Origin of the sequence: Novosphingobium sp., assembly GCF_032093395.1 — a bacterium.
In the GTDB taxonomy this organism is placed as follows: Bacteria; Pseudomonadota; Alphaproteobacteria; order Sphingomonadales; family Sphingomonadaceae; genus Novosphingobium.
The window spans coordinates 33572-59064 of record NZ_DAMDBA010000003.1; the positions used below are offsets into that span (position 1 = coordinate 33572).

Annotated in this window: 27 protein-coding genes and 1 tRNA gene; 14 read left to right on the forward strand and 14 right to left on the reverse strand. The window is 65.3% G+C overall.

Features of this window, described 5'->3' with window-relative positions; all coding sequences use genetic code 11:
* Nucleotides 1-62: 62 nt before the first annotated feature.
* A complete protein-coding gene (locus tag RT424_RS01520; protein WP_409521422.1) occupies nucleotides 63-1976 on the reverse strand; it encodes a ribonucleoside-diphosphate reductase subunit alpha in 1914 nt (637 codons plus the stop codon).
* Between the two features lie 1103 nt (nucleotides 1977-3079).
* Between RT424_RS01520 and RT424_RS01525 the strand changes: the two genes are divergently transcribed.
* The 3 genes from RT424_RS01525 to RT424_RS01535 all read left to right on the forward strand — a co-directional run bounded on the left by RT424_RS01525 (nucleotide 3080) and on the right by RT424_RS01535 (nucleotide 3797).
* The gene (locus tag RT424_RS01525) at nucleotides 3080-3325 is read left to right on the forward strand and encodes a GlsB/YeaQ/YmgE family stress response membrane protein (RefSeq protein WP_313433989.1); all 246 of its coding nucleotides are present in this window, start codon (nucleotides 3080-3082) and stop codon (nucleotides 3323-3325) included.
* Nucleotides 3326-3396: 71 nt separating this feature from the next.
* A complete protein-coding gene (locus RT424_RS01530) occupies nucleotides 3397-3591 on the forward strand; it encodes a DUF4169 family protein (protein ID WP_313433990.1) in 195 nt (64 codons plus the stop codon).
* A complete protein-coding gene (locus tag RT424_RS01535) occupies nucleotides 3591-3797 on the forward strand; it encodes a hypothetical protein (protein ID WP_313433991.1) in 207 nt (68 codons plus the stop codon). Before RT424_RS01530 ends, RT424_RS01535 begins: the two co-directional genes overlap by 1 nt.
* A gap of 39 nt (nucleotides 3798-3836) precedes the next feature.
* On the opposite strand, the gene RT424_RS01540 is transcribed toward RT424_RS01535, so the two are convergent.
* Both RT424_RS01540 and RT424_RS01545 read right to left on the reverse strand, forming a co-directional pair.
* Entirely contained in the window at nucleotides 3837-4337 is a 501-nt protein-coding gene (locus RT424_RS01540; protein ID WP_313433992.1) for a hypothetical protein, read from the reverse strand.
* Nucleotides 4338-4453: 116 nt separating this feature from the next.
* Complete coding sequence (locus RT424_RS01545; RefSeq protein WP_313433994.1) at nucleotides 4454-5530, reverse strand: L,D-transpeptidase family protein; 1077 nt, start codon at nucleotides 5528-5530, stop codon at nucleotides 4454-4456.
* Between the two features lie 156 nt (nucleotides 5531-5686).
* On the opposite strand from RT424_RS01545, the gene bioF reads away from it, so the two are divergent.
* The 5 genes from bioF to RT424_RS01570 are packed head-to-tail and all read left to right on the forward strand — an operon-like array spanning nucleotide 5687 to nucleotide 10146.
* Nucleotides 5687-6850, forward strand: coding sequence for an 8-amino-7-oxononanoate synthase (bioF, locus tag RT424_RS01550; RefSeq protein WP_313433996.1), 1164 nt, complete (start codon nucleotides 5687-5689; stop codon nucleotides 6848-6850).
* The gene (locus tag RT424_RS01555; RefSeq protein ID WP_313433998.1) at nucleotides 6847-7467 is read left to right on the forward strand and encodes an alpha/beta hydrolase; all 621 of its coding nucleotides are present in this window, start codon (nucleotides 6847-6849) and stop codon (nucleotides 7465-7467) included. Before bioF ends, RT424_RS01555 begins: the two co-directional genes overlap by 4 nt.
* A complete protein-coding gene (locus tag RT424_RS01560) occupies nucleotides 7464-8240 on the forward strand; it encodes a methyltransferase (protein ID WP_313433999.1) in 777 nt (258 codons plus the stop codon). The genes RT424_RS01555 and RT424_RS01560 overlap by 4 nt, the downstream gene beginning before the upstream one ends.
* The gene (bioD, locus tag RT424_RS01565) at nucleotides 8237-8896 is read left to right on the forward strand and encodes a dethiobiotin synthase (protein WP_313434001.1); all 660 of its coding nucleotides are present in this window, start codon (nucleotides 8237-8239) and stop codon (nucleotides 8894-8896) included. The genes RT424_RS01560 and bioD overlap by 4 nt, the downstream gene beginning before the upstream one ends.
* The gene (locus RT424_RS01570; protein ID WP_313434003.1) at nucleotides 8893-10146 is read left to right on the forward strand and encodes an adenosylmethionine--8-amino-7-oxononanoate transaminase; all 1254 of its coding nucleotides are present in this window, start codon (nucleotides 8893-8895) and stop codon (nucleotides 10144-10146) included. Before bioD ends, RT424_RS01570 begins: the two co-directional genes overlap by 4 nt.
* 145 nt (nucleotides 10147-10291) lie before the next feature.
* Here the strand turns inward: RT424_RS01570 and RT424_RS01575 are convergent, their stop codons facing one another.
* On the reverse strand, nucleotides 10292-12517 hold the full coding sequence (locus RT424_RS01575; RefSeq protein WP_313434005.1) for a tetratricopeptide repeat protein: 2226 nt from the start codon (nucleotides 12515-12517) through the stop codon (nucleotides 10292-10294).
* Between the two features lie 129 nt (nucleotides 12518-12646).
* Nucleotides 12647-12721, reverse strand: a tRNA-Gly gene (locus tag RT424_RS01580).
* A gap of 213 nt (nucleotides 12722-12934) precedes the next feature.
* On the opposite strand from RT424_RS01580, the gene trxA reads away from it, so the two are divergent.
* Nucleotides 12935-13837 carry a thioredoxin gene (gene trxA / locus RT424_RS01585; RefSeq protein ID WP_313434164.1) on the forward strand — a complete coding sequence of 301 codons (903 nt, stop codon included), beginning with the start codon at nucleotides 12935-12937 and terminating at the stop codon, nucleotides 13835-13837.
* 2 nt (nucleotides 13838-13839) lie between these two features.
* The gene (locus tag RT424_RS01590) at nucleotides 13840-14454 is read left to right on the forward strand and encodes an LON peptidase substrate-binding domain-containing protein (protein ID WP_313434007.1); all 615 of its coding nucleotides are present in this window, start codon (nucleotides 13840-13842) and stop codon (nucleotides 14452-14454) included.
* A gap of 46 nt (nucleotides 14455-14500) precedes the next feature.
* Here the strand turns inward: RT424_RS01590 and RT424_RS01595 are convergent, their stop codons facing one another.
* The 8 genes from RT424_RS01595 to RT424_RS01630 all read right to left on the reverse strand — a co-directional run bounded on the left by RT424_RS01595 (nucleotide 14501) and on the right by RT424_RS01630 (nucleotide 20051).
* Nucleotides 14501-14917 carry a hypothetical protein gene (locus RT424_RS01595; RefSeq protein WP_313434008.1) on the reverse strand — a complete coding sequence of 139 codons (417 nt, stop codon included), beginning with the start codon at nucleotides 14915-14917 and terminating at the stop codon, nucleotides 14501-14503.
* A gap of 71 nt (nucleotides 14918-14988) precedes the next feature.
* Complete coding sequence (locus RT424_RS01600) at nucleotides 14989-15624, reverse strand: MarC family protein (protein WP_313434010.1); 636 nt, start codon at nucleotides 15622-15624, stop codon at nucleotides 14989-14991.
* 5 nt (nucleotides 15625-15629) lie between these two features.
* Nucleotides 15630-16331: a hypothetical protein gene (locus RT424_RS01605; RefSeq protein ID WP_313434012.1), complete on the reverse strand. Its 702-nt coding sequence runs from the start codon at nucleotides 16329-16331 to the stop codon at nucleotides 15630-15632.
* Nucleotides 16332-16348: 17 nt separating this feature from the next.
* The gene (folD, locus tag RT424_RS01610; RefSeq protein ID WP_313434014.1) at nucleotides 16349-17245 is read right to left on the reverse strand and encodes a bifunctional methylenetetrahydrofolate dehydrogenase/methenyltetrahydrofolate cyclohydrolase FolD; all 897 of its coding nucleotides are present in this window, start codon (nucleotides 17243-17245) and stop codon (nucleotides 16349-16351) included.
* Between the two features lies 1 nt (nucleotide 17246).
* Complete coding sequence (locus tag RT424_RS01615) at nucleotides 17247-17531, reverse strand: YggT family protein (RefSeq protein ID WP_313434016.1); 285 nt, start codon at nucleotides 17529-17531, stop codon at nucleotides 17247-17249.
* Between the two features lie 280 nt (nucleotides 17532-17811).
* A complete protein-coding gene (locus tag RT424_RS01620) occupies nucleotides 17812-18363 on the reverse strand; it encodes a hypothetical protein (RefSeq protein ID WP_313434018.1) in 552 nt (183 codons plus the stop codon).
* A 46-nt stretch (nucleotides 18364-18409) separates the two neighbouring features.
* Nucleotides 18410-19309 (reverse strand): acetylglutamate kinase, encoded by a 900-nt coding sequence (gene argB / locus RT424_RS01625; protein WP_313434020.1) that lies wholly within the window; start codon nucleotides 19307-19309, stop codon nucleotides 18410-18412.
* 64 nt (nucleotides 19310-19373) lie between these two features.
* A complete protein-coding gene (locus RT424_RS01630) occupies nucleotides 19374-20051 on the reverse strand; it encodes a queuosine precursor transporter (protein ID WP_313434022.1) in 678 nt (225 codons plus the stop codon).
* Between the two features lie 103 nt (nucleotides 20052-20154).
* On the opposite strand from RT424_RS01630, the gene RT424_RS01635 reads away from it, so the two are divergent.
* From RT424_RS01635 to RT424_RS01650, 4 genes are all read left to right on the forward strand, one after another.
* A complete protein-coding gene (locus RT424_RS01635) occupies nucleotides 20155-21480 on the forward strand; it encodes a NupC/NupG family nucleoside CNT transporter (protein ID WP_313434024.1) in 1326 nt (441 codons plus the stop codon).
* 242 nt (nucleotides 21481-21722) lie between these two features.
* Entirely contained in the window at nucleotides 21723-23141 is a 1419-nt protein-coding gene (tldD, locus tag RT424_RS01640) for a metalloprotease TldD (protein ID WP_313434026.1), read from the forward strand.
* Between the two features lie 113 nt (nucleotides 23142-23254).
* A complete protein-coding gene (locus RT424_RS01645; protein WP_313434027.1) occupies nucleotides 23255-23671 on the forward strand; it encodes a hypothetical protein in 417 nt (138 codons plus the stop codon).
* Nucleotides 23672-23793: 122 nt separating this feature from the next.
* The gene (locus RT424_RS01650; protein WP_409521417.1) at nucleotides 23794-24264 is read left to right on the forward strand and encodes a methylated-DNA--[protein]-cysteine S-methyltransferase; all 471 of its coding nucleotides are present in this window, start codon (nucleotides 23794-23796) and stop codon (nucleotides 24262-24264) included.
* A 180-nt stretch (nucleotides 24265-24444) separates the two neighbouring features.
* Here the strand turns inward: RT424_RS01650 and RT424_RS01655 are convergent, their stop codons facing one another.
* Nucleotides 24445-25425 (reverse strand): aldo/keto reductase, encoded by a 981-nt coding sequence (locus RT424_RS01655; RefSeq protein WP_313434030.1) that lies wholly within the window; start codon nucleotides 25423-25425, stop codon nucleotides 24445-24447.
* Nucleotides 25426-25493: the final 68 nt, after the last annotated feature.

Below are 25493 nucleotides of genomic sequence, written 5' to 3' on the forward strand. Positions count from 1 at the left end.
CGAAGACGCCCCGGCAAGCTGGACTTGCCGGGGCGTCTGGAAAAATCGCCAATGCAATCAGATTACTGACAGGCAAGACACTCGTCGTAGTCGGTCGTCTCACCGATCTCGAACTTCGGCGCTTCGGGCGTGTTGTCCGCCTCGACGCCGCCGCCGCCCGCGAAGCCGGCGCGCTGCACCGACTTCGAGCGCAAGTAGTAGAGCGACTTGATGCCCTTCTCCCAAGCCTGGAAGTGCAGCATCATCAGATCCCACTTGTCGACGTCGGCCGGGATGAACAGGTTCAGCGACTGCGCCTGGTCGATATAGGGCGTGCGGTCGGCCGCGAATTCGAGCAGCCAGCGCTGGTCGATCTCGAAGCTGGTCTTGTAGACCGCCTTCTCGTCCGGCGTCAGGAAGTCGAGGTGCTGGACAGAGCCGCCGTGCTCCAGGATCGAATTCCACACGTTGTTGGAATCCTTGCTCTTCGTGGCGAGCAGCTTCTGGAGATAGGGGTTCTTCACCACGAACGAGCCGGAGAGCGTCTTGTGCGTGTAGATGTTCGCCGGGATCGGTTCGATGCAGGCGGAAGTGCCGCCGCAGATGATCGAGATCGACGCGGTGGGCGCGATCGCCATCTTGCAGCTGAAGCGCTGCATCACGCCCATGTCGGCGGCATCCGGGCACGGGCCGCGCTCGTTGGCGAGCAGCAGCGAGGCCTCGTCCGCCTTGGCGGCGATGTGCTGGAACATCTGCATGTTCAGCGCCTTGGCCATCGCGCTCTCGAAGGCAATGCCGCGCTTCTGGAGGTACGAGTGATAGCCCATGACGCCCATGCCGACCGAGCGTTCGCGCGCCGCCGAATAGCGGGCGCGGGCCATCTCGTCCGGGGCGCGGTCGATGTAGTCCTGAAGGACGTTGTCTAGGAAGCGCAGCACGTCTTCCACGAAGCGCTTCTCGCCCTTCCACTCTTCCCAGGTTTCCAGGTTGAGCGAGGAGAGGCAGCACACGGCCGTGCGGTCGTTGCCGAGGTGATCGCGGCCGGTCGGCAGCGTGATTTCCGAGCAGAGGTTCGAGGTCGAGACCTTGAGGCCGAGATCGCGGTGATGCTTGGGCATCGTGCGGTTCACGGTATCGGAGAACACCAGGTAGGGCTCACCGGTGGCGAGGCGAACCTCGACCAGCTTCTGGAACAGCGAGCGCGCGTTGACGGTGCCGCGCACCGAGCCGTCCTTGGGGCTCTTGAGGTCGAAATCGCGGCCGTCGCGCACGGCTTCCATGAAGTCGTCGGTCAGCAGCACGCCGTGGTGCAGGTTCAGCGCCTTGCGGTTGAAGTCTCCGCTGGTCTTGCGGATCTCCAGGAACTCCTCGATTTCCGGGTGCGAGACGTCGAGATAGCAGGCCGCCGAACCACGACGGAGCGAACCCTGCGAGATCGCCAGGGTCAGCGAGTCCATCACGCGGACGAAGGGGATGATGCCGCTGGTCTTGCCGTTGAGGCCCACCGGCTCGCCGATGCCGCGCACGTTGCCCCAGTAGGTGCCGATGCCGCCACCGCGCGAGGCGAGCCAGACGTTTTCGTTCCAGGTGGAAACGATGCCCTCAAGGCTGTCGTCCACCGAGTTGAGGTAGCACGAGATCGGCAGGCCGCGCCCGGTGCCACCGTTCGAAAGAACCGGCGTGGCGGGCATGAACCACAACTTCGAGATGTAGTCGTACAGGCGCTGGGCGTGGTCCTGGTCGTCCGCATAGGCGTCGGCCACGCGGGCGAACAGGTCCTGGTACTTCTCTCCGGGCAGCAGGTAGCGGTCGTCCAGCGTTTCCTTGCCGAAGTCGGTCAGCAGCGCATCGCGTGTATCATCGGTGACGATGACGAAGCGGCGGGCATTGATCGTCTTCGAATCCGGACGCGCCTTCGCGGTTTCCGGAGCGGCGGCAGCGGCCGCCAGCATGGCGTCGGCCACAAGAGCGGCCGTAGCGGTATCGGTCTTGTCCATCGCGATTGCCGGGCTCTCACCCGCCTCCATTTCTTTTTTCGCCGCCGCCTTCTTCACCGGCTTGGCAGCTTCGGACTTCATCCGCTCCAGCTTTACCGGCGCGGCCTGAACATCTTCCCGGGCCGATTCGACCTTGGGAGCCGGGGCCGTTGGGACCGGAGCCTTCGGGGCCGAAGCCTTGGGGGCCAAAGCCTTGGGGGGAAGCTCGAAACCGGGCATTTCAACCTGCCCATCATCCTGAATCATATCTGCCTGCACTAAGTCGGAGCTGTTCACGTCAGCGTCGCTTCCGTTCCTGAAATCCAATTGTCGCCCCCGTTCGTTCAGGCCGGCCGGTTCAGGCCGTCCAAAAATTTCGACGGCCTGCCGAGCCGCACCCTTTCGATCGTCACGATCGAACTAAATCCGATATCGACCATTCCGATCGAACCAACGTCATCGAAGCGCCAAGAAGCGCGTTCAGCATTGCACCGGAGCCGGCTCGAAGCCTTCGCGATTCGCCAGAGGGCCAGCGCCGACCGGGATACCACGAACAAGCACAAACAGGGAACGAATTCCCTGTTTACTCTGGGCCGACTCTGGCGCGCGCTTTTCGCGAACAGCCCTGGACACCGGAAAACCGCCTTTCGGGGCACCTGACTGCCCAAGGACGATTTTCTCTAGGTCTAGATGCCCCGCGATCGACGCGCCACAACCCATAGTGCCTGTTCTGCATTCTGACGCAAGAGGGCAGGCTCTGTGGGTAAGCTGGGCAGAGCCTCCCTCTTTACAAGGGAAGGGGCGCTGCGACGCGTGAGAACTCCTTCGCCGGGCGCTGGCGCAAGGGGCTATTTCAACGCTCCGGGTAAAAATTTTTCCACATAAAACGGGCGGTGAAACGAATCTCGCTTGCGATGAAGCGAGTGGCCGTTTTCGGAGATTTCCCTCTTGTCGAAGAACTTGGGTCGAGGGGCCCCGTCTCCCGGGATCATGCCGGGCTGTAGCCGAGCCTTGCCCGGCCTTTCGACGGTTCGAATCCGCCCTTTGCCGGAATCCTTTTGCAACCGTCCCGCACTTCGCGACTTCTAGGCCCAAAGTCGGTCTTTCGAAGGATTTCGCGAATCATGATCAACATCATCGGCGCCATCATCAGCGGCCTCATCATCGGCGTGCTGGCGCGGTTCTTCTATCCCGGCGCCGTGGAGATGGGCTGGATCGCGACGATCCTTCTGGGCATCGGCGGCTCGCTGATAGCGGGCCTGGTGACGACCCGCGGCAGCGCCGACTTTCAGCGCGCCGGTTGCCTCGCCTCGGTGATAGGCGCGATCGTGTTGATCTTCCTTGGCAGGCTTCTGAACATCTCGTTCTGATAGGACGGTTCTGAGCCACTGGGCAGCGCGGGGCCTTCCACCGAAAGGGTCCGCGCTGTAAGAAGGCGTCCATGGCCCAGATCATCAATCTCCGCATGGCTCGCAAGGCCAGGACACGCGACGCCGCGCAGCAACAGGCACAGGCCAGCCGCGCCCGCCACGGCCGCACCAGGGCCGAGCGCGATGCCGCCGAAGCCGAAACGGCACGCCTCGATCGGGTCGTGGACGGAGCGAAGCGCGAGCGGCCCGAGGATGGCGCCAACTGATGCGGACGACTTATCTCGAAGCCAGCGTGCGCCTCTACCACCTGGATTCCGGGTCGGAAGGCGGCGCCGCCAGCACGCTGTTCTACGGCTCGCTGACCGAAGCCATGAACCTAGCCGCGCAGCAGAGCGAAGATGTCCAGGAAGGGTTATTCATCGCCACCGACAACGATGTGGTGGCCTACCTCGATCTCATCGAAGGCTGGTAGCCTTCGAACCCAAGACCGTCGGCAGGCCACTCGTAGCCGTCAGAACCGTGCCTGGAGACCGGCTGCGAGGTAGTGATCGCCAAAATTGCCCTTTACGTCGATGCGGGGCAGGATCGGCATGGAAACGGTACCATAAGCGCGCAGATCGTCACCGATCAGGCGAGCGCCCACACCGAAGCCCAGTGCCATCGGCAGGCGATACATGGCTTCCACCTTGCCGAAGAATTTAGTGCCGGAATTGTCGCATTTGCCATCCGACACCCGGTCGCCGCTGTCCCGGCTGAAGCACTGCGAATCGTCGTCGAAGTAACCGGGATGGTCGCGGTGGTGGAAGAACACGCCGGCGGCGGGCGTGATGCTGAAGCCGCCGTCCGAGATGACCGGAACGCCCACTGCAAGCTCGCCGCCCCAATCGCCTTCCGAACGCGCCACGTTGGCCTCGGCCGTCACTCCGGCGGCGGCAGGCGTTGCGACCAGAGCGGCACCGGTCGCAGCAAGTGTGGCGATGGCGCTGAGGAAGGCGGCGGGACGGAATTTCATGGCAGGTCCTTGATCTGAAAACGTAAGCATTCTCCGGAGAGGCCTAGGATTCCAGCCGGCCAGCGCGCAAGGCGGGGGGATTCGATCCACCCCGGCCCAGGCTCCGTCCACCCCGCTCAGGCCTGGAACACGACCTTTGTTCCTGCCGAGACCATCTGCGCCAGCCGCGCCGCATCCCAGTTGGTCAGGCGCACGCAACCATGGCTCTCGGTCTTGCCGATGTTCTGCGGCTCCGGCGTGCCGTGGATGCCGTAATGCTCCTTGGACAAGTCGAGCCAGACCACGCCTACCGGTCCGTTCGGCCCCGGGGGCAGCAGCTTGTCCTTGGCATTCTTTTTCGCGTCCCAGAACAGGTCCGGATTGAAGTGATAGTCCGGGTTGCGCGCCTCGCCCACGATCTTCCAGGTGCCGAGCGGCAGCGGATCATGCCCGCTGCCGGTAGTGACCGGGAACTGGGCGACCAGCTTGTTCGCCGCATCGTAGACCCGCAGCGCGCCGTCGGACTTGTCGACCACGACATGATCGGCTTTCGGCTGCTCGCCCTGGACGCCCAGGCTCTGCAAGGTCTTGGCCCAACCGGTTTCGTCGTCCGGGATCTGCGCCAGTGCGGCGTCGGGAATGTCGGGCACGCGGATCGTCCGCCCGGCGCCAAGCACCGTGCCGGGGCCGTTGAGCGCCAGCAAGGTCTCGGGCGTGGTGTGGAAACGCTCTGCCAGGGCCTCCGACATGGCGCGATAGCCGAGATGGTCGAACTTCGCCTGTCCGGCCATGTCCTTCGGCAGGTCCGGGAAGAACGGCCCGCGCGCAAAGTCCCTGGGAATAACGACATTGCGGGTGGCGCCCTGGTTGCCCGAGAGCAGCGCCTGCTGCGTGGCCGGGTCGAGCTTTCCGCTTGCCGGAAGGCCGCGTGCCTCCTGGAAGCCTCTCAGGGCAAGTGCGTAGGAGGCGCTCTCCACGCCGTCGATCACGCCCGGCGAGAAGCCGGCGCGATCGAGCGCCACCTGGGCGCGCATGGCGATACTGTCGGCCGCTTCGGTCGCGCCGCCGCCGGGGGCATCGGCAAAGGCCATGGGATCGCCGGAGCGGGCCGCATCCTGCCCCCCCTGCCCACCGCGATCTTCCGAATGGCAGGCGGACAGCAGGAGAATGGCGGCAACCGAGAGCGGTGCAAACGAGCGCGGCAGGGTTCGCATCAGACGGGTATCCTTTGTTTTTCTCTTGCACACTGCAACGCACGAGGACCGCTACGGCTTCCGCCCCGCGCGCACTTGCCTCAACACTTCCCCCCAACACTTTCCCCCAACACTTTCCATTGTGCGGGAGGCTCGCTTGCCATACCGGCTAGGCCGATGAGCAGGCTCGATTCCTTCTTTGCCGCGGCGCTAGACCGGATCGACCGGGCCGGACAGCGCCGAACCTTGCGGCCCGCCGCGCTCGAAGACGACGGCCGCATCCGGCGCGACGGACGCGAACTGATCGATTTCTCCAGCAACGATTATCTCGGCCTTGCCCGCCACCCGCTGCTGATCGAGCGCGCCCGCGCCTGGACCGAGGCCCACGGCACCGGTTCCGGCGCCTCGCGGCTGGTGACGGGGACCAGCGAGCCGCATCTGGCGATCGAGGCGCGCATCGCCCGGTTCAAACATGCGGAAGCGGCGCTGGTATTCGCCAGCGGCTGGCAGGCCAATGCGGCGGTCATCCCTGCGCTGCTCGCCGCCGTACCCGGCGCGGCCGTATTCACCGACCGGCTGATTCACGCATCGATGCACGCGGGCCTCGCCATTTCCGGCACCCGGCAGCACCGCTTCCGCCACAACGACCTCGACCACCTGGAGGAACTGCTCTCCAGCAAGGGTTCCCAAGCCCCGGCGCGGCTGATCCTTACCGAAAGCGTGTTCTCGATGGACGGCGACCGCGCGGATATTGCCCGGCTCGCCGCGATCGCCGCCCGCCATCAGGCTTTCCTGTTCGTGGACGAGGCCCACGCCACCGGCGTTCTCGGCCCCGGCGGCGCCGGTCTTTCGGCGGAAGCACCCGGCGCCATCGACCTGGTGATGGGCACTTTCAGCAAGGCGTTGGGCGGCTTCGGCGCTTATGTCGCCGGCTCGCGGGTGATGATCGATTACCTCGTCAACACCGCGAGCGGCTTCATCTTCACCACCGCACCGCCGCCAGCCGTGCTGGGCGCGATAGACGCGGCGCTCGATCTCGTGCCCGGCATGGAGGCGGAGCGCGCGCACCTTGCGGCACTGGGCGACCGCCTGCGCTCCGGCCTTGCCACGCTGGGCATCGATCACGGCGCGTCGAGCACGCAGATCGTCCCTGCCGTGATCGGTGCGGAAGCCGCCGCGCTAGACATCTCGCGCAAGCTGGAGGACGGCGGACTGCTGGCCTCGGCGATCCGGCCGCCCACGGTCCCGCCCGGCACCAGTCGCCTGCGGCTGGCGCTGCGCGCCACCCACGCGGAAAGCGACATCGACACCCTGCTGAATGCGATCGAGGCCTCCCGATGAAACTGCTCTTCGCCCACGGCTGGGGCTTCGACGGCTCGGTCTGGACGCCGCTGTCCCGCCTTCTGGCAGACCTTCCGCAGGCCATCGACGATCGCGGCTACTTCGGCAGCCCCCGGATCATGACCGTGGATGGCCCGTGCCTCGCCGTCACACACTCGTTCGGCGCGATGCGCGTTCTGGCGGCGCCTCCGCCGGGCCTGGTCGGCATCGTCGCCATCAACGGCTTCGATCGGTTTTCGGCCCGGCCGGACCGCCCCGGCGTGCCGATCCGCGTGATCGACCGCATGGTGCGACGCTTCGGCGAAAACCCGCGCGCCGTGCTCGGGGAATTCCGCCGCCAATGCGGCACAGAAGCGGATTTCGAGGAAATCGATGCCACCCTCCTGCATGGCGACCTCCTTCGCCTGCGGGACGAGGAAGCTGCTCTGCCGACCGTACCGATCCTGTCGCTTCAGGGCGGGCGTGACCCCATCCTACCGGAAGCGATGCGGGCGCAGGTTTTCCCGCAGGCCGCCGTGCGCCGGATCGAATGCGAAGCGGGCGGTCACCTCCTACCGCTGGAAGCCCCGGAATTCTGCGCGGATATCGTGCGCGAAGCCATGGGAGCGCTGGCATGAACGTTCCGCGTGAACGTGTCGGCCGCGCCTTCGCCGCCGCGCCCGACTACGACGGCAATGCCCGCATCCAGCGCGAGGTCGCGCAGGCACTGGCGGACCGGATCGCCGCGCTAGACCTGCCGCAGAACCCGCGCGTGCTGGAGATCGGATGCGGCACCGGCTTTCTTACGCAGGCGCTCGCGGCGCTTGGCGGCGACTGGCTCGTCACCGATCTTTCGCCCGAAATGCTGGAACGCTGTCGTGAACGCCTGGGCGCAAGCGCCATGCATCGCTTTGCCGTGCTGGACGGAGAATACGGCACGCCCGAGGGCGGACCTTTCGACCTGATCTGCTCCAGCCTGGCGGTGCAGTGGTTCGACGATGCCCCGGCCGCGCTTTCGCGCATGGCGGGCTGGCTGGCCCCGGGCGGACACCTGATGATCACCACGCTCGGCCCCGGCAGCTTCGCGGAATGGCGCAAGGCGCATGAGGCGGAAGGGCTGGAACCCGGCACGCCCCGCTTCGCAAGCGTCGCGGCGCTCGGCGATCTGGTCCATGACGTTCGCAATCACCTCGATCATCATGCCGATCCGCTGGCGTTTCTCCACGCGCTCAAGGCGATCGGTGCCCAGACGGCCGAGGCCGGCCACCGCCCCCTGTCGCCGGGCCAGCTTCGCCGCGTCATGGCAACGTTCGCGCAGGGCGCCCCCCAAAACGGATGCCCCCGAATTGGATGCGATGTGACTTACGAAGTCGTGACCTGCCACTTACACCGGAAACCGATTTCTTCATGAGACCTCTTATCGTCACCGGAACCGATACCGAGATCGGCAAGACCGTGTTCGCCGCCGCGCTGGCGGGAGCACTGGGCGCGCATTACTGGAAGCCGGTCCAGGCCGGCCTGGAGGAAGACGGCGGCGATGGAGACCGCGTCGCGCGTCTTTCCGGCCTGCCCGCGAGCCATATTCTGCCCGAAGCCTATCGCCTTGCCACGCCGTGCTCGCCGCACCTTGCCGCCGAGATCGACGGCGTGGAGATCGATCCCGAACGCCTTGCCCTGCCTCGGGTCGACGGACCACTGGTGGTCGAGGGCGCCGGCGGGGTCATGGTTCCCCTCACGCGCGCGTCCACTTATGCCGATCAGTTCGCGCGATGGAACGCCCCGGTGGTGCTCGTGGCGCGCACGATGCTGGGCACGATCAACCATTCCCTGCTCTCGATCGAAGCCCTTCGCGCACGCGGCGTGGACGTGCTGGGCGTGGCTTTCGTCGGCGATCCGGTGGAGGATAGCGAGGCGACGATCTGCGCCATGGCGCAAGTCCGTCGGCTCGGCCGCCTGCCCCGTCTGGCGTCGCTGACCCCGGAGAATCTGGCCCAGGCCTTCTCCGAAAACTTCCTCGTCGAGGATTTCAGGCGCGTCGAGGATTTCAGGGAGGACTTCAGGGCATGACATCGTCGGTCTGGCACCCTTTCACGCAACATGGCCTGGAGGAACCGGTCCCGCTCGTCACCCATGCCGAGGGCGCGCTGCTCCATACCGCGGACGGCCGGTCGGTGGTGGATGCCGTGTCGTCATGGTGGGTGACGACGCACGGTCATTCCCATCCGCGCATCAAGGCCGCGATCGCGGAACAGGCCGGGAGGCTGGACCAGATCATCTTCGCCGGCTGGACTCACGAGCCCGCCGAGCAGGTCGCGGCCGGGCTTCGCGCCATCATGCCGGAAAGCCTGACGCGGGTTTTCTTCTCCGATTCGGGGTCGACCAGCGTGGAAGTCGCGCTGAAGATGGCGCTCGGCTACTGGCACTGGCGCGGCGAGAACCGCCACCGCATCGTGGTGATGGAAAACTCCTATCACGGCGACACCATCGGCGCGATGTCGGTGGGTGAGCCCGGCGTGTTCAACCAGCCTTACGCGCCGCTGCTGTTCGACGTCGGCCGTATTCCCTTCCCCGCCGCCGGAGCCGAACAGGCAACGCTGGACGCACTCGAAGCGCTCTGCCGCCAGCCGGATACCGCCGCGCTGATCGTCGAGCCTCTGATCCTCGGCGCGGGCGGCATGCTGGTCTATTCCCCGGCCACGCTGGCGGCGATGCACGCGATCTGCGCGCGGCACGGCGTGCTCTTCATCGCCGACGAAGTGATGACCGCCTGGGGCCGCACCGGCACCCTGCTCGCCTGCGAGCAGGCCGGGATCGTCCCCGATATCCTCTGCCTCTCGAAGGGCCTCACCGGCGGCGCGGTTCCGCTCGCAGTGACGATGGCCAGCGAACCGATCTTCGAGGCCCATTATTCCACCGACCGCGCGCGGATGTTCTTCCATTCCTCCAGCTACACCGCGAACCCGATCGCCTGCGCCGCCGCCGCCGCCAACCTGGCGCTCTGGCGCGAGGAACCGGTGCTGGACCGCATCGCCGCACTTGCGGGCAAGCAGGCCGCGTGGATCGAAAAACTCGGCCAGTTCTGCCATTACGACAATCCGCGCACGATCGGCACCATTGCCGCGCTCGACCTCAAGACCTCGGGCACCAGTGGCTATATGAGCGACCTGGCGCCGCGCCTCATGGCCTTCTTCCGCGAGCGGGACGTGCTGCTGAGGCCGCTGGGCAACACCGTCTACGTCATGCCGCCCTACTGCATTACGGACGATCAGCTTGGGCAGGTTTGGGATGCCATCGGGGAAGCGGTGATTTCGTTTTGAGATGAACGTCGCCCCGGACTTGATCCGGGACCGCTGGCAGTTCTTTAGGCGATAGCTTGCGAAAAAGCGCCCTGCCGAGAGGTGGGCTGGTCACGGCCAGCGGTCCCGGATCAAGTCCGGGACGACGATTCCCTCAGAACCCCGCCTAAGCCACCTCGAAATGATCCGGCAAAAGCCCGGCTAACCGCCGCCGGTGCATCTGCTCGAACGCCGCCTCCACCCCCCGTGTATAATCGGCGGTACGGAACAGCGGCGAAGTCAGCCGATTGGCGGCGAGACGTTCGCGGAGATCTCTCAGGCCCCTTGGATCATGCGCCAGGGCGAGCGCCGTTGCCTCGTAGCTGTCCCGGTCCGGCGCCGCCAATTCCGGCAAACCCACCGCATGGACAAGGCTCGTCGCCACCCGTGCGGCAAACTGGTGTCCCGTCATCGTCAACACCGGCAAACCGCTCCAGAGCGCGTCGCTGGCGGTCGTATGGGCGCCCACGGCGAACGTGTCGAGGAACAGGTCGGCCAGCGCCAACCGTCCCAGGTGCTCGCCGTGCGGAACCCCGGCCGAAAACACCAGCCGCGCAGGATCGATACCCCGCGCCATGGCTTCGCGCCGCAGGTTATCCTCCGCCCAGCGATTGGAACGCAGGAGCCAGAGCACGCTCCCGTCGATCTGACCAAGCAGCCGCATCCAGATATCGAACGCATCCGGGCAGATCTTGTAGGTGTGGTTGAAGCAGCAGAATACGAATCCGCGCTCCGGCAGGCCCCAGCCCCGGCGCCCACGCCTATCCGGCACGATGGCGCGCCGGTCGTCGTTGGCCTGATAGCAATGAGGCAGCCGAACGATCTTCTCGGTGAACCAGGCCTCCCCGCCCGGCGGCAGGGAAACGGCGTCGGCGATGAAATAGTCCATGCAGGGATGGCCGATCGTACCGGGGTAGCCCATGTAGCTGACCTGCACGGGTGCGAGCCGCTGGCCGAACAGCGCGGTGCGGGTGCCGCGCGTATAGCCCTTGAGATCGACCGCGATATCCAGCCCGTCGGCCCTGGCACGATTGACCACTTCGGCATCCGTCAGGTGCCCGATCTCGGTAAAGGTATCGGCATGACCGCGCAGTGCCCGGCGCGAGGCATCGCCATCGCAACGCGGCCCATAACTGTAGAAGCGGATGTCGAAGCGGGTGCGGTCATGTTCGCGGAACAAGCCGCTCATCAGATACATCGTCGCGTGGTCGTGAAAGTCAGCCGAGAAATAGCCGATTCGGATGCGTCCATCGGCGGATGGCGCAGGAATGGGCAGGCTTTGCGGTGGCGGTCCGAACTTCACGCCCGCGCAGGCCAGCGAGCGGCGATACTGGTGCGCCGGATCGTCCACGAACGGCAGCGCCGCGAAGGGCTGGACGGCGGCGGCGGAAGGACCATCCGTCGACCCGAACTGCGCCCGGTTGCTCCAGTCGCAGATGTGCGCCTCTTCGAACAGCGCCTGGAGCAGAGCCGAGCGGTCGGCCGGATCCAGCGCCCAGGCCTTGCGAAAGGCCGCGATCGCTTCCGGAAGATCGCCCTTGAGCACGAGCGCCTTGCCGCGATTGACCATGGCCTGCGTATTGACCGGAGCCGCCGCCAGCGCCTTTGCATAGGCGTCAAGGGCAGCGTCCAGCCGATCGAGCAGCAGCAGTTCGCCGCCCATGTTGTTCCAGGCAAGCGCATGGTCCGGCTTCAGCGCGACGGCCCGTTCGTAGGCCTCGACCGCCTCCTCACGCTTTCCGCGCTTTGCCAGCAGATTGCCGAGATTATAGTACGCTTCCGTATAGCCCGGATCGAGCGCGACCGCCTTCGCGAAACCCTGTTCCGCTTCGGGCCAACGCTCCTGGGCATCGAGCAGGTTCGCCAGATTGAACTGCGCCTCGGCATAGCCGGGGTGACGGGCGATCAGGTCGCGGTAGATATCCTCGGCCTCTGCGAAGCGATTCTGGCGCCGCAAGGCAACGGCCAGGTTGTTTCGGCAGGCCGCCGCATCGGGATCGGCCTCGATGGCGCGGCGAAAGGCTGCCTCGGCGGCAGGGAGCACGCCAAGCGCCAGCAGGGCCGCGCCCTGAAGGTTATGGACGGTGAAGCTCTGCGGAAATTCCGCGGCCAGACGGGCGCCTTCCCGCGCGGCTTCCTCCATGCGGCCGGACCGATAGGCACCGAGCATCGCATCGAGCCGGGTCGAGGGCGGATTCGCATTCGCGGCATCGAGAGCTTCCAAGGCCGCGCGAGCCCGGCCGTTACGCGGAAACCGGCCCAGCGCCTCTCGATAGAGCGTGCGCGCCATGAGGGTATCGCCCCGCTTCGCCGCGCCCCTGGCCTTGATCAGCAGCGCTTCCAGTCCGCTCACGCACCCCTCCGCGATAGTCGTTGCCGGGGTAGGTGAACGAGGTTCACGGCAGGTGAGCGCACAAATCAGGACATTCGCGTAAAGCGACGATCAGGCTGTGAAGATGTCTGGATTTCCACGGAAGGAAACTGGAGCGGGCGAAGGGATTCGAACCCTCGACCCCAACCTTGGCAAGGTTGTGCTCTACCCCTGAGCTACGCCCGCTCTGACGTTCAAGACCTGCTGGAAAGTCCGGCAGGTCCGGGGTGGAGGCGCGCCACTAGCAGTGCCTTTCGGGGTCGGCAAGAGGAAAATCGAAAGAATTTTCAAAACCCCCTCCCCGCGCCATCCAAACCGACAAGAACCCTTCACAAATCCCTTCCGAGGGACGATCTAGGGTTCCATTCGATTTTCACGGGAGCACGTATCTTGGCCAGCATGGGTCTCAACCTCGACGAACAGAAGGCGGTCGACCGGTTCCGCAAGACGGTGGCCGAACCGTCGATGACGAAGCTGGTGATCCTCGATTTCTGGGCCGAATGGTGCGGCCCCTGCAAGGCGCTGACGCCCGTGCTGGAAAAGGTGGCCGAAGACTATGCCGACAAGGGCGTGGTCCTGGCCAAGGTCAATGTCGATGAAGAACAGTTCATCGCCTCGCAGTTCCAGGTGCGTTCGATCCCCACGGTCTATGCGATCTTCCAGGGCCAGCCCGTCGCCGACCTGACCAATGCCCGCACCGAATCGCAGCTCAAGCAGACGCTGGACCAGCTGCTTTCCCAGCTTCCGATCCAGCCGGACGGCGCCGAACCCCAGCCGGACCTCGCGCCGCTGATCGCCATGGGCGAGGAAGCGTTGGCCGAGGGCGACGGCGAGCGCGCCGCGTCGATCTTCATGCAGATCCTCGAACTCGCGCCCGAGAACGCCGAAGTCATCGCCGGCTTCGTGCGCGCTCTGGTGCTCGCGGGCCGCGTCGAGGAAGCCGAACAGGTGCTCGCCAGCCTCGAACCCGCCCTTGCCGCCGATCCGCTGGTAGAGCGCGCCCGTTCCGCACTCGCGCTCGCCAAGGACAAGCCTGAGGACAGCGAACTGGCCGCCCTGCGCGCCGCTGCGGCCGAGCGGCCAACCGACATGGAGGCGCAACTGGCCTTCGCCAATGCCGCCTTCGCTGCCGGGGAGCGCGATGCCGCCGCCGACACGCTGCTGCGCATGGTCGCGGCCGACCGTGAATGGAACGAGGGCGCCGCCCGCGCCAAGCTGCTCCAGATTTTCGAGGCAACCGGCCTCGAAGATCCCTGGGTCGCCGCGACGCGCCGCAAGCTCTCCACCGTATTGTTCGGCTGACGGTGACGCGAATCACCATCTTCCCGCTTCCGGGCGCGGTGCTCTATCCGGGGCTGCAATTGCCGCTCCACATCTTCGAGCCCCGCTACCGGGCGATGGTGAGCGACGCACTCGCCCGCGATCGGCGCATCGGCATGATCCAGCCGCAGCGCCCGGTCGAGGGCGCGCCGCTCTATTCCATCGGCTGCCTCGGCCGCATCGGTGACGTGGAAGCGCTGGAGGACGGACGCTTCAACATCGTGCTCACCGGCGAATCGCGATTCCGCCTTCTGCACGAACTCGACGTGACCACGCCGTTCCGCCAGATCGAGGCGGAACTTCTGCCGGAGCGCGATGACGAAGTGCTCGCCCCCATCGAACGCGCAAGCTTCGAACGCGAGGCCAAGCGATTCGCCGACGCCCAGGGCTATGCCGTGGATTGGGACCAAGTCGGCCGGCTCGACGATCAGTCATTGATCAACGGCGTATCCCAGATCGCGCCTTTCGACGCCGCCGCCAAACAGGCGCTTCTCGAGGCGGACACCCTGCCGGTGCGCTGCGAGCTGCTGGTGCAGCTGATGCAGTTCTTCGGCCGCCATTCGGACGACGACGACGATGGCGGCGTGACGCTGCAATAAGTGCTTCCGGGGCGCGTTCGCCGTGCCCCATCGACGTCACGCCCCGTCATCCTGAACTTGGTTCAGGATGACGGGGAATAGGGACTGATCTCAGCGCTTGCCCTTGCCGGGCAGTCGCGCCTGACTTCTCCAGCACGCGCTCGCGCATGTAGAGTTCTTCCGCTTCCCGCGGCGACATTCCGTCGTCGCCATAGCGCTGCGCCAGCGATTCGATCTGCTGCCGTTCCCGGCGGAGGCCCTTGGCGTCCTGCTTCGAAAACCGTCCGGTCTCTCGCCCTTCGCGAATGACCTTGTCCACCTCGCGAAGATCGAGGCGATAGCGCGCTTCGTCGTCCTTCTGCCCGGCGTCGCCATAAGGTGGACTGCTCGGCCGAGGCGCGGGAGGCCCAACGATATGGGCAGCCGCTCCCGATGCGGCCAACAGCAAGGGCAAGGCGCAAGCGGCAGATAGCAGGCGGAGCATCGCACTCTCCTGGGCAAGCAGAGAAGCACCAGACTGCCGCAAGCCGCTGAACGCCGACTGAATTTCGCCCACTACTGCGAAAGGACTGTCTTCACCCCATCGATTACATATTGCGCCGCAAGTGCGGCCAGCAGCACGCCCAGCAGCCGGGTGATGACGGCTTCTACCTTGTCGCCCAGGATCCGCATCAGTGGTCCCGCCGCCGCGAGCGCCGCGAAGCTGAGCGCCATGACCGCCACCATCGCCGCCAATACCGCTACCGTCTGCTCCATGCCATGCGCGCGAGACGTCAGCAGCATGATCGTCGCGATCGAGCCGGGTCCGGCCAGCATCGGCATTGCCATCGGGAACACCGAAACGTCATCGACCTGGGGCGTCTCGGCATTGTGGGCAATGATCTTCTCGGCTCGTTCCTCTCGGCGCTGGGTGCGCTTTTCGAAAACCATGTCGATCGCGATCATGAACAGCATGATGCCGCCCGCGATGCGGAAGGCATTGAGTTCGATGTGCAGCGCGCCCAGCAGCCGCGCTCCGAACAGGGCGAAGACCACCAGGATGGCGGTGGCGATCATGCAAGCGCGGGCCGCCATCGAAATCGCCTGCGAACGCGTGGCGTCGGCGGAAAGGCCGGCGTAGATTGGCGCGCAGCCCGGCGGATCGATCACCACGAAGAGCGTGACGAAGGCGCTGAGAAAGATTTCGTACATTCGGCTTATGGCCCCTTGGGCGCGGCTACGTCGCTGCGCAGCACTTCGGTCATGGCACCGTTCTTCAGCAGCGAAACCTGAAGCCAGCGCGATTTGTCGGGATCGACGTGATACCGCCACGTCAGCGTGCCATCCTTGGAACGGCCACGACCATCCATGCCGGGGACACCATTCTCCCTGTCCCGCTCGACCAAGAGTTCGTCGCCGCCCGGCCCGCGTGCGCAATCGGCCACCGAAGCGGACAGCATCTGCGGCTCCTTGAGCGGCTGTTCCAGATCGTCACCCTGGTCCAGCACCCAGCGATAATCGCCTTTCTTGCGCTTCTGCCAGATCGTCGTGAAATAGCCGACCGACCCGTCAGGGCGCTGCCAGGCGCCCTTGGTGACGCCCATCGTGCCGTCGCAGCTCATCCAGACCTGATGGGGCTGCCACTGCACCGTCGCCGCCGGTTCCTTGCGGCCGCTGAGCCAATCCTTCGCACGGACGGGATCGGGCACAAACATGATGGCGTCATCGTCGGCGAATTCGCCGAACGCCTTCCACTGGCCCTTCTCCCGCGCCGTCCGCGCGAAGGCGATCTCTGCCGCTACGAGAGCGCTCGGGTTGGCCGTACCCGCGCCGGGTGCATATTCGGGCCGCTTGCGGGCATCCGCTGGAACGGCGATGACCACCAGCACGGCGGCTCCGATCGTCAGAGCCGCCTGCACCGGACGCGGCGCCGGGTTCAAAGGGTGCTCTCGTCCAGCGTGAGCCCCGCGTTGCGATGGGCGGCGACGATCGTATTGCGCAGCAGGACGGCGATGGTCATCGGCCCTACCCCGCCCGGCACCGGAGTGATGGCGCCGGCTACCGGCGCGGCAGACGCGAAATCGACATCGCCCACCAGCCGGCTCTTGCCTTCCTCGGCGCCCGGAACGCGGTTGATGCCCACGTCGATCACGGTCGCGCCCGGCTTCAGCCAGTCGCCCTTGACCATTTCCGGACGGCCGACAGCGGCGACCACGATGTCGGCGCGGCGTACCACTTCCGGCAGGTCTTTCGTGCGGCTGTGCGCGACCGTCACCGTGCAGCTTTCCGCGAGGAGCAGCTGCGCCATCGGCTTGCCGACGATGTTCGAGCGGCCGATCACCACAGCGTCGAGGCCGGAAAGCGAGCCCAGCCGGTCCTTCAGCAGCATCACGCAGCCCAGCGGCGTGCAGGGAACGAAGCCCGGCAGGCCTGTGGCGAGACGCCCGACATTGACGACATGGAAGCCGTCCACATCCTTGTCGGGATTGATCGTGGCGATGACCTTCTGCTCGTTCATGTGCGGGGGCAGCGGCAGCTGGACGAGAATGCCGTCCACCGCCGGATCGGCGTTGAGCCGCTCGACCACCGAAAGCAGTTCCGCTTCCGAGGCATCGGCCGGCAGCTTGTGCTCGAAGCTTTCCATGCCCGCGGCCACGGTCTGCTTGCCCTTGCTGCGGACGTAGACCTGGCTGGCCGGATCCTCTCCCACAAGCACGACCGCAAGGCCCGCCTTGCGACCGGCCTGCGCCTCGAAATCGGCGGCGACGACGGCGATCCGGGTGCGAAGGCCTTCGGCAAAGGCCTTCCCGTCGATGATGTTCGGGGCGGTCATGTCAGGCATAGGCCATCGGCTGGAGGATCATGATGAGCACGTTAAGACCGATGATCAGCACCATCGGCGAAAAGTCGATCCCGCCAGTATTCGGCATGATACGACGGATCGGGCCGAGGATCGGTTCCAGCAAGGCATTGAGCGCGCGCCAGACCGCCTCGACGAACCGGTTTTGCAGGTTCACCACGTTGAAGGCGATCAGCAGGCCCAGCACGAACTGGACAAGCACGAGAGTCGTCAGGATCTGGACGAGGTAGATAAGGGCGTTGATCACACCGCCGAGCATGGGCGTGGGGCCTTTCTGAGGAATGAAGCGCCCGCCTGATAGCCGAGGCAGGGGGCGGGGAGCAAGCGCGGGAGCGGGCCTTAGGGTCCGAGCAATGCTCGCTTACAGAGTTTTCGGGATGGCTGAGGGCGGGCGCCCTGGGTGTGTGGGTATTCAGTCCAGGTGGAGCCGAGAATAGTGGACTTCCGCGACCCGGAGCGCAGCGTACTTTCAGTACGTGAGCACCGAAGCGCAGGAAATCGCGCTTCGCAGGCCCGCATGAGCTTAATGTCGATCCGCCCTAGCGGGTGACCGTGGACATCCGCTCTATCCGCCAATTGAGCTGCTGCTCGCTGGCGCCCGGCACGTCGTTGACCCGCCGCAGGACGATGGTGCCCCGGCGCGAGGGGCGGCCGTCGGAAAAGTCCAAGACCACGGGCGCCTCGTAGAACAACGAGCCCGCCGCATTGCTGCTGTCGCCATGACCCAGCGCGATTCGCGGACCGGCATCGCCGCCGAATTCCTCGGCAAGCCGGTTCGGCGTCATCTGGGCATCGAGAGTCCAGGCCCTGGCGGCATCCTCCCAGTCGCCGATGCGCAGGGCGTTGATGTAGAAGCGCAGCAGGCGCTCGGGATCGCGGCGTTCGCCCAGCGCGCTCTGGTCGAGCTGCGCGGAAAGGCCGCTGTCCGCGCTCTGCGAGGCATCGACAACGGGATCTTCGGAAGCGGCGATGGCCTCGCTGGCGAAGACAGTCGCATCCCCGGTAGGCTCGACGGACGGCTCCCTGTTGCAGGCGGCAAGCAGGAGAGAGATGGCCGACAGGGCACTGGCGATGACGACGGTATTACGCATGGAGCTCGAAGCGCCTTTCAGCCGGATAGTTCCTCTTGCAGTACGATCAGCCCGCCCGGATCAGCGTGCCGGCACCTTCCTGCGTGAAAATTTCCAGCAACATGGCATGGGAAACCCGCCCGTCAAGCACGACGGCGGCCTCGCACCCGGCTTCCACCGCGTGGATGCAGGTTTCCAGCTTGGGGATCATGCCCCCGGAAATCGTGCCGTCGCGCTGGAGGTGGACGATGTCCGCGGGCGTAAGGTCGGTCAGAAGTTCGCCCTGCTTGTCCAGCACGCCGCGCACGTCGGTGAGCAGGAACAAGCGCGATGCCCCCAGCGCCGCGGCGACGGCGCCGGCCATGGTATCGGCGTTGATGTTGTAGGTCTGGCCGTCCTCGCCCGGCGCGATCGGCGCGATCACCGGGATCATGCCGGCGGCGGAGATTGTCTCGATCACGCCGATGTCGATATGGGCTGGTTCGCCCACGAAGCCGAGGTCGACCACGCGTTCGATATTGCTATCGGGATCCTTGGCGGTGCGCTGCACCTTGCTGGCCGTTACGAGGCCGCCGTCCTTGCCGGAGATGCCCATGGCCCTGCCGCCGGCCTGCGCGATCCAGCCGACGATCTCCTTGTTGATCACGCCCGACAGGACCATTTCGGCCACTTGCGCGGTCTGCTTGTCGGTAACCCGAAGGCCGTCGACGAAGCGCGATTCGACGCCCATGGTCTTGAGCATGGCGCCGATCTGCGGGCCGCCGCCGTGGACGACCACGGGGTTGATGCCCACCGCCTTGAGCAGGACCACGTCCTCGGCGAAATCGCGCGCCAGTTCGGGATCGCCCATGGCATGGCCGCCATACTTCACGACGAACGTGCGACCGGCATAACGCTGCAGGTAAGGCAGCGCATCTACGAGCGTCTCGGCTTTGGAGAGCATGGCGGGATCGTGCGGAATCGGCATGGGGCGCTATTAGCCCTCCCACACAGAAATAAAACCCGTTTCAGGCCCGTAACGACCGTTTATTTCACTCTCCATCCAGCTTTCGACCCAGCTTGACGAACAGCCAGATGAACGGCGGCACCATGATCGTGGAGAGCACCAGCTTGGATATGATCTGTCCTCCCATGATGTCCCACAGCGGAAGCACGCCTGCAAAAGAGATCGTGATGAAGATCAGCGTGTCCACCACTTGCGACAGCAGGCTGGCGATCCAGGCGCGAAGCATCAGCATCCGGCCCTCGCGCCCCGCTGAAAGGCGGGAAAACACCGTGACGTTGAGCGTCTGCGAGACGCCGTAGGACACCAGACCGGCGAACTGCATGCGCGCGCCCTGGCCCAGCAACCGGGCATAGGCGTCCTGGTCGTCCCAGAACGGGGCAGGCGGGACGACGTGGATCACCAGCGTCAGCAGCGACATCGACACGATCAGCGGGATGAATCCGAAGCGCACCAGTCGATTGGCCACCACCGTCCCGTGGAGTTCGGCCACCGCGCTCGACAACACGACGAGCAGCAGAAACGCGAAGATTCCCGATTCGACGGCGAGGTCTCCCAGCATCGGCCAATGGCCGAGGGAAGCGATCTTGATGCCCAGCACACCCGCCAGGACGACCAGCCCACCATAGAGCGTGGAGAACACGAACATGGAGCGGGGAATGGCGATGGCGCGGGATTGCGCGGTGTAGGGGGCTTGCGGTTCCATGGCGATGCTCTAACGGGCGCGGAACAATTGCACTAGCCGTCATGAATGCGCGCCTTTAGGTTTGCGCACAGATTCAGCACGTATTTTCGGAGAAACGGGGACGATGCACGTCGCCTACAGTCTGCTCGGCATCGTTCTCATCATGGCCGTCGCCTTTCTGCTCTCCACCAATCGCCGGGCGATCCGCCTGCGCGTGGTGGGTGCGGCCTTCGCCTTGCAGGCGGGCCTGGCGGCACTCGTGCTCTACGTGCCGCTCGGCAAGGATCTGCTCGGCGGCGCGGCTTCCGGCGTGGAAAGCCTGCTCGGCTATGCCCATGCCGGCGTGGACTTCCTGTTCGGCCCCCTCGCCAGCCCCGAGATCGGCGGACGCAGCTTCGCCATCTCCGCGCTGCCGGTGATCATCTTCTTCGCCTCGCTGATCTCGATCCTCTACTACCTCAAGATCATGCCGCTGGTGGTGCGCTGGATCGGCGGCGGGCTGGAGAAGCTCACCGGCATCAGCAAGGTCGAGAGCCTCTGCGCCGCTTCGAACATCTTCGTCGGCCAGAGCGAAGCCCCGCTGGTGATCCGGCCCTACCTCGCCAGCCTCAATCCCTCGCAGCTGTTCTGCGTCATGAGCGTGGGCCTGGCGGGCGTGGCCGGCACGATCCTGGCGGCCTACGCCTCGATGGGCATCCGCATCGACTATCTCGTCGCCGCCGCCTTCATGTCGGCGCCGGGCGGCATCTTCATGGCGAAGCTGATCATGCCCGATCCGCGTCCCGTGGCAGGCGAAGAGCTCGACGTGCACGAGAGCACCCTGCCCCCCGCCGGTGCCGCTGCCGCCGCATTGAATCGCGCCGATGTGACGCACCTCCCCGGCGTCCACGTCGATGAGCCCGAAGCCGTAGAGCACGAGGAAGAAAAGCCCGCCAACATCATCATGGCCGCCTCGCAAGGCGCGCAGACCGGCGTGAAGCTGGCCGTCGCCGTGGGCGCCATGGTGCTGGCCTTCGTGGCGCTGATCGCCCTCGCCAACGGCCTGGTCGGCTGGATCGGCAGCCTGTTCGGCTTTACCGGCGTGACCTTCCAGGGCCTGCTCGGCTACATCTTCGCCCCCGTGTTCTACCTGCTCGCCACGCCGGACTGGAACGAGGCCATGCAGGCCGGCAGCCTGTTCGGCAGCAAGATCGTGCTCAACGAATTCGTCGCCTTCATCGATCTCGGCCAGATGAGCGCGCTGTCTCCGCGCACGGTGGCGGTAGTCACTTTCGCGCTCTGCGGTTTCGCGAACTTCTCGTCGATCGCCATCCAGATGGCCGTGACCGGCAGCCTCGCGCCCAACCAGCGCCCGATCATCGCCAAGCTCGGCGTGCGCGCCCTCTGCGCCGGCAGCCTGTCGAACCTGATGAGCGCCGCGCTGGCGGGGCTGTTCCTCGGCCTGGGTTGAGAGTTTTTGTTCGGGCTCACGCCCGGAAGCGGAAGTGGCCCGAGTCTTTGTTTGGTGCGCTCGTCACGTCCGTGACGAGCTTGCGGCACCGGCCCCCCAAGTTTCTTAGGCGCCCCCACCCGACCTCCCACAACAGTGTATCCTGGATGGGAGGTCGGGTGGGGGCGTGGGCCGGTGCCGCTTCCGGGCGAGAGCCCGGATAAGAAATTGCCTCCTGCCGCGCGGTGCCTATATCAGGCCCTATGACCATGACCGATCCGCGCTCGCTCCTCTACCGCCAGCTTTCGCCCGAGGACGCCCAGGCGCTCGCCGCCGAGACCCTGCGCAATTGCGAGGACGGCGAACTCTACATGCAGTTCATGGCTACCGAGGCTTTCGGCTTCGATGACGGCCGCCTGAAAACCGCGGATTATTCGCGCGACGCGGGCTTCGGTCTGCGCGGCGTCACCGGCGAGATGACCGGCTTCGCCCATGCCAACGAGATTTCGCCCGCCGCCATCCGCCGCGCGGGCGAGACCCTGCAATTGCTCGATCCGGCAGGCGCCATGCGCGCCGCCCCGCCGCAGAAAAGCAACCTCCACCTCTACACCCACGTCTCGCCGCTCGATCTGGTTCCTTTCGAGGAGAAGGTGAAGCTGCTGGAGACGATCGACGCCGCCGCCCGCGCCCGCGACCCCCGCGTATCGCAAGTCAGCGCCAGCCTGACAGGGCAGTGGTCGGTCATCGAGATCGTGCGGCCGGACGGCTTCATCGCCACCGACGTGCGCCCGCTGGTGCGCCTCAGCGTCTCGATCGTCGCGGAAAGCAACGGCCGCCGCGAAACCGGCTCGTTCGGCATGGGCGGCCGCCATCTCTACGATTCGCTGTTCGACCCCGCCAACTGGAACCGCGCGATCGACACCGCGCTGAACCAGGCGCTCGTGAACCTCGAAAGCGTGGACGCGCCGGCGGGTGAAATGACCGTCCTGCTCGCCCCCGGTTGGCCTGGCGTGATCCTGCACGAGGCTGTCGGCCACGGCCTTGAAGGCGACTTCAACCGCAAGGGCACTTCCGCTTTCGCGGGCCGCATCGGCGAGCGCGTAGCCGCCCCCGGCGTCACCATCGTCGACGACGGCTCGATCGCCGATCGCCGCGGCTCGCTGTCGATAGACGACGAGGGCACGCCCACGCAGGAAACCGTGCTGATCGAGGACGGCATCCTCAAGGGCTACATGCAGGACCGGATGAACGCGCGCCTCATGGGCGTCCAGTCCACCGGTAATGGTCGCCGGGAAAACTACGCCCATGCCCCGCAGGTCCGCATGACCAACACATTCATGAAGGCAGGCCATGACGATCCCGCGGAACTGCTCTCGCGCATGAAGAACGGCATCTTCGTAAAGTCGATGGGCGGTGGCCAGGTCGACATCGTTTCGGGCAAGTTCGTGTTCTCGTGCAACGAGGCCTACAAGGTCGAGAACGGAAAACTCGGAGCGCCGATCAAGGGCGCCACCCTGATCGGAGACGGCCCCTCGGTGCTCACCCGCGTGACCGGCATCGGCAACGACCTGGAACTCGACCGCGGCGTCGGCGTCTGCGGCAAGGGCGGCCAGAGCGTGCCTGCCGGGGTCGGCCAGCCCACGCTGCTGATCGAGGGGATCACCGTCGGCGGCACGGCCTAGGGTCGGCAACAGAGGTCTTTCCAAAGGAAACCGCGGGAAAACCACCATGGCACTTCAGCCCGCGTTAAGCCGAACTGTGCCATACCCGCGACCTAGGGTTGGGAAAGTGAGGTATGACCATGTCACTGAAGCATGTCGTCGGCGCCACGCTGATCGCGGCCAGTCTTTTTGCCGCGCCCACCGTGAACGCAAAGCAGAAACTGACCGGCGAAGAGCAACTCGCCAAGATTCTTGACGGCCGGGTGGCCGGCAAGCCGGTGAACTGCATTTCGCTCAATCAGGCCCAGAACACCCAGATCGTCGACAAGACGGCGATCGTCTATCGCGTGGGCAGCACTTACTACGTGAACCGGCCTGCCAACGCCGAAACGCTCGATTCCGACAACATTCTGGTGACGAAGCTCTACTCGAGCCAGCTTTGCCGGCTCGACACCATTCAGCTACGCGATCGCACGACCCCGAATATGTGGAACGGCTTCGTCTCGCTGCAGGAATTCGTCCCCTATACCCGACCTAAAGCTGCCAAATAGGCGTGAGGACAGGGGGCCCGCCCAGCAGGTCCCCTTTTCCCCTTGAAGGCTGTGCGAGAATGCGCCGGCCGTTCATCCGCTCGCACCCAGGACAAATCCCCGTGGCTCTGGCCCGCAGCAAAATGCCCTCCCCCGTTGGTGAATTGACCTTGATCGCCAGCGACACGGGACTGGTCGCCGTACTGTGGGAAAACGACGATCCGCTCCGCGTAAGACTGGGAGACATGGATGACGATGCCGACCATCCGGTGCTCGTCGCCGCCCGAACGCAATTGACGGAATACTTCGCAGGCCAGCGCCGTGCCTTCGATCTTCCACTCGATTTTCGCGGCACGGATTTCCAGAAGAGCGTCTGGGCGCAGCTTCTTGCCATCCGTTTCGGCGAGACCCGCAGCTATGGCGAAATCGCTGTCGCTCTCGGCAGCCCTACCGCCAGTCGCGCGGTCGGAGCCGCCAACGGGCGCAACCCTATTTCGATCATCGCGCCATGCCACCGCGTCGTCGGCACGAGCGGCGCCCTGACCGGCTTCGCCGGAGGCCTGCAAGCCAAGGCCTTCCTGCTACGACACGAAGGCCCCGATCTTCTCCTCTGAACACCGAAAAAGCCGATCTCCCGGCGGTAACCGGCTTTTTCGAACTCATCGATTAGAGCGGTTTCCGATCCGGTTGCACCGGATCAACCGCTCTAAGTTTCTGGTTTGCCGCATTTTCCGAGTCATCAGGTGATTCCACCTGATTAGAAAATGCTCTAAAGAAGATCACTCCCACTGTATTCAGATGGCAATCCCTGCGACTTCGCGAGCCAGCGGCTCCAAAGCAGCCATCGTCATCGGATCGAGCGTCAACGATGCGGCTGCCACGTTCTCCTCCAGACGCAAGCGATCGCGGGTGCCGGGAATAGGCGAAATGGCCACACCCAGTTCCGCAGCTTTGGCGTAGAGCCAGGCGATTGCGACTTGTGCCGGTGTAACTCCCTGCCCTTCGGCGATCTCCTCGATCCTGGTCACGAGGCGCTTGTTCGCGTCCCGGTTCTCGGCAGAAAAGCGGGGAAAATAGGATCGCGCATCGCCTGCGCCGAGGCTCTCGGCAAACGCCCGGCCGGTCAGCATCCCGCGACCCAACGGCGAATAGGGCACGATCGTCACGCCCAGTTCAAATGCTGCGGGCACCACTTCCGCCTCGATATCCCGCGTGAAGATCGACCATTCCGATTGCAGCGCGGCGATCGGGTGGACCGCATGTGCCTCGCGCAGTTCCTGCGCGCTGACGGCGGAGAGCCCCAGAGCGCGCACTTTGCCCTCCGTCACGAGGTTCGCCATCGCGCCGATCGATTCTGCGAGCGGCACATCGCCGCTGCGGCGGTGCATGTAGTACAGATCGATGACCTCGATGCCGAGGCGCTGGAGCGAGTTCTCCGCCGCGCGTCGAATGAACGCCGGGCGGTTGTCCAGGCTCCAGTCGTCCGGGGTCTCAGGGGTCCGGGCATAGCCGAACTTGGTGGCAATGACGGCCCCGTCGCGGTGCGCCTCGATAAAGGGCGCAAGAAAACGCTCGTTCTCACCCATGCCGTAGACATCGGCGGTATCGAACATCGTGACGCCCAGATCCAGCGCTCGCTCAAGAGTGGCGCGAGCCTCTGTTTCATCGGTATCACCGTAAAATTCGCTCATGCCCATACAGCCCAGGCCCTGGATGCCGATGGTCGGACCATCGCGTCCGAGCGCGATCTGAGGAAGGGGATTGGTGTCAGTCATCTTTCAACTCCGGATATTGACAGGCAGCTTCTGTAAGTGTGGAGTATGGTCCATGGTCAAGGCACATT

Coding starts and splice junctions, on each gene's coding strand:
- RT424_RS01600 (WP_313434010.1), bottom strand. CDS start 15,624: ATGTACGAAATCTTTCTCAGCGCCTTCGTCACGCTCTTCGTGGTGATC.
- argB (WP_313434020.1), bottom strand. CDS start 19,309: ATGCCGATTCCGCACGATCCCGCCATGCTCTCCAAAGCCGAGACGCTC.
- RT424_RS01570 (WP_313434003.1), top strand. CDS start 8,893: ATGACATCGTCGGTCTGGCACCCTTTCACGCAACATGGCCTGGAGGAA.
- RT424_RS01530 (WP_313433990.1), top strand. CDS start 3,397: ATGGCCCAGATCATCAATCTCCGCATGGCTCGCAAGGCCAGGACACGC.
- RT424_RS01620 (WP_313434018.1), bottom strand. CDS start 18,363: ATGCGTAATACCGTCGTCATCGCCAGTGCCCTGTCGGCCATCTCTCTC.
- trxA (WP_313434164.1), top strand. CDS start 12,935: ATGGGTCTCAACCTCGACGAACAGAAGGCGGTCGACCGGTTCCGCAAG.
- bioF (WP_313433996.1), top strand. CDS start 5,687: ATGAGCAGGCTCGATTCCTTCTTTGCCGCGGCGCTAGACCGGATCGAC.
- tldD (WP_313434026.1), top strand. CDS start 21,723: ATGACCATGACCGATCCGCGCTCGCTCCTCTACCGCCAGCTTTCGCCC.
- RT424_RS01525 (WP_313433989.1), top strand. CDS start 3,080: ATGATCAACATCATCGGCGCCATCATCAGCGGCCTCATCATCGGCGTG.
- RT424_RS01560 (WP_313433999.1), top strand. CDS start 7,464: ATGAACGTTCCGCGTGAACGTGTCGGCCGCGCCTTCGCCGCCGCGCCC.
- RT424_RS01650 (WP_409521417.1), top strand. CDS start 23,794: ATGCCCTCCCCCGTTGGTGAATTGACCTTGATCGCCAGCGACACGGGA.
- RT424_RS01595 (WP_313434008.1), bottom strand. CDS start 14,917: ATGCTCCGCCTGCTATCTGCCGCTTGCGCCTTGCCCTTGCTGTTGGCC.
- folD (WP_313434014.1), bottom strand. CDS start 17,245: ATGACCGCCCCGAACATCATCGACGGGAAGGCCTTTGCCGAAGGCCTT.
- RT424_RS01555 (WP_313433998.1), top strand. CDS start 6,847: ATGAAACTGCTCTTCGCCCACGGCTGGGGCTTCGACGGCTCGGTCTGG.
- bioD (WP_313434001.1), top strand. CDS start 8,237: ATGAGACCTCTTATCGTCACCGGAACCGATACCGAGATCGGCAAGACC.
- RT424_RS01645 (WP_313434027.1), top strand. CDS start 23,255: ATGACCATGTCACTGAAGCATGTCGTCGGCGCCACGCTGATCGCGGCC.
- RT424_RS01540 (WP_313433992.1), bottom strand. CDS start 4,337: ATGAAATTCCGTCCCGCCGCCTTCCTCAGCGCCATCGCCACACTTGCT.
- RT424_RS01630 (WP_313434022.1), bottom strand. CDS start 20,051: ATGGAACCGCAAGCCCCCTACACCGCGCAATCCCGCGCCATCGCCATT.
- RT424_RS01520 (WP_409521422.1), bottom strand. CDS start 1,976: ATGGACAAGACCGATACCGCTACGGCCGCTCTTGTGGCCGACGCCATG.
- RT424_RS01655 (WP_313434030.1), bottom strand. CDS start 25,425: ATGACTGACACCAATCCCCTTCCTCAGATCGCGCTCGGACGCGATGGT.
- RT424_RS01615 (WP_313434016.1), bottom strand. CDS start 17,531: ATGCTCGGCGGTGTGATCAACGCCCTTATCTACCTCGTCCAGATCCTG.
- RT424_RS01635 (WP_313434024.1), top strand. CDS start 20,155: ATGCACGTCGCCTACAGTCTGCTCGGCATCGTTCTCATCATGGCCGTC.
- RT424_RS01545 (WP_313433994.1), bottom strand. CDS start 5,530: ATGCGAACCCTGCCGCGCTCGTTTGCACCGCTCTCGGTTGCCGCCATT.
- RT424_RS01535 (WP_313433991.1), top strand. CDS start 3,591: ATGCGGACGACTTATCTCGAAGCCAGCGTGCGCCTCTACCACCTGGAT.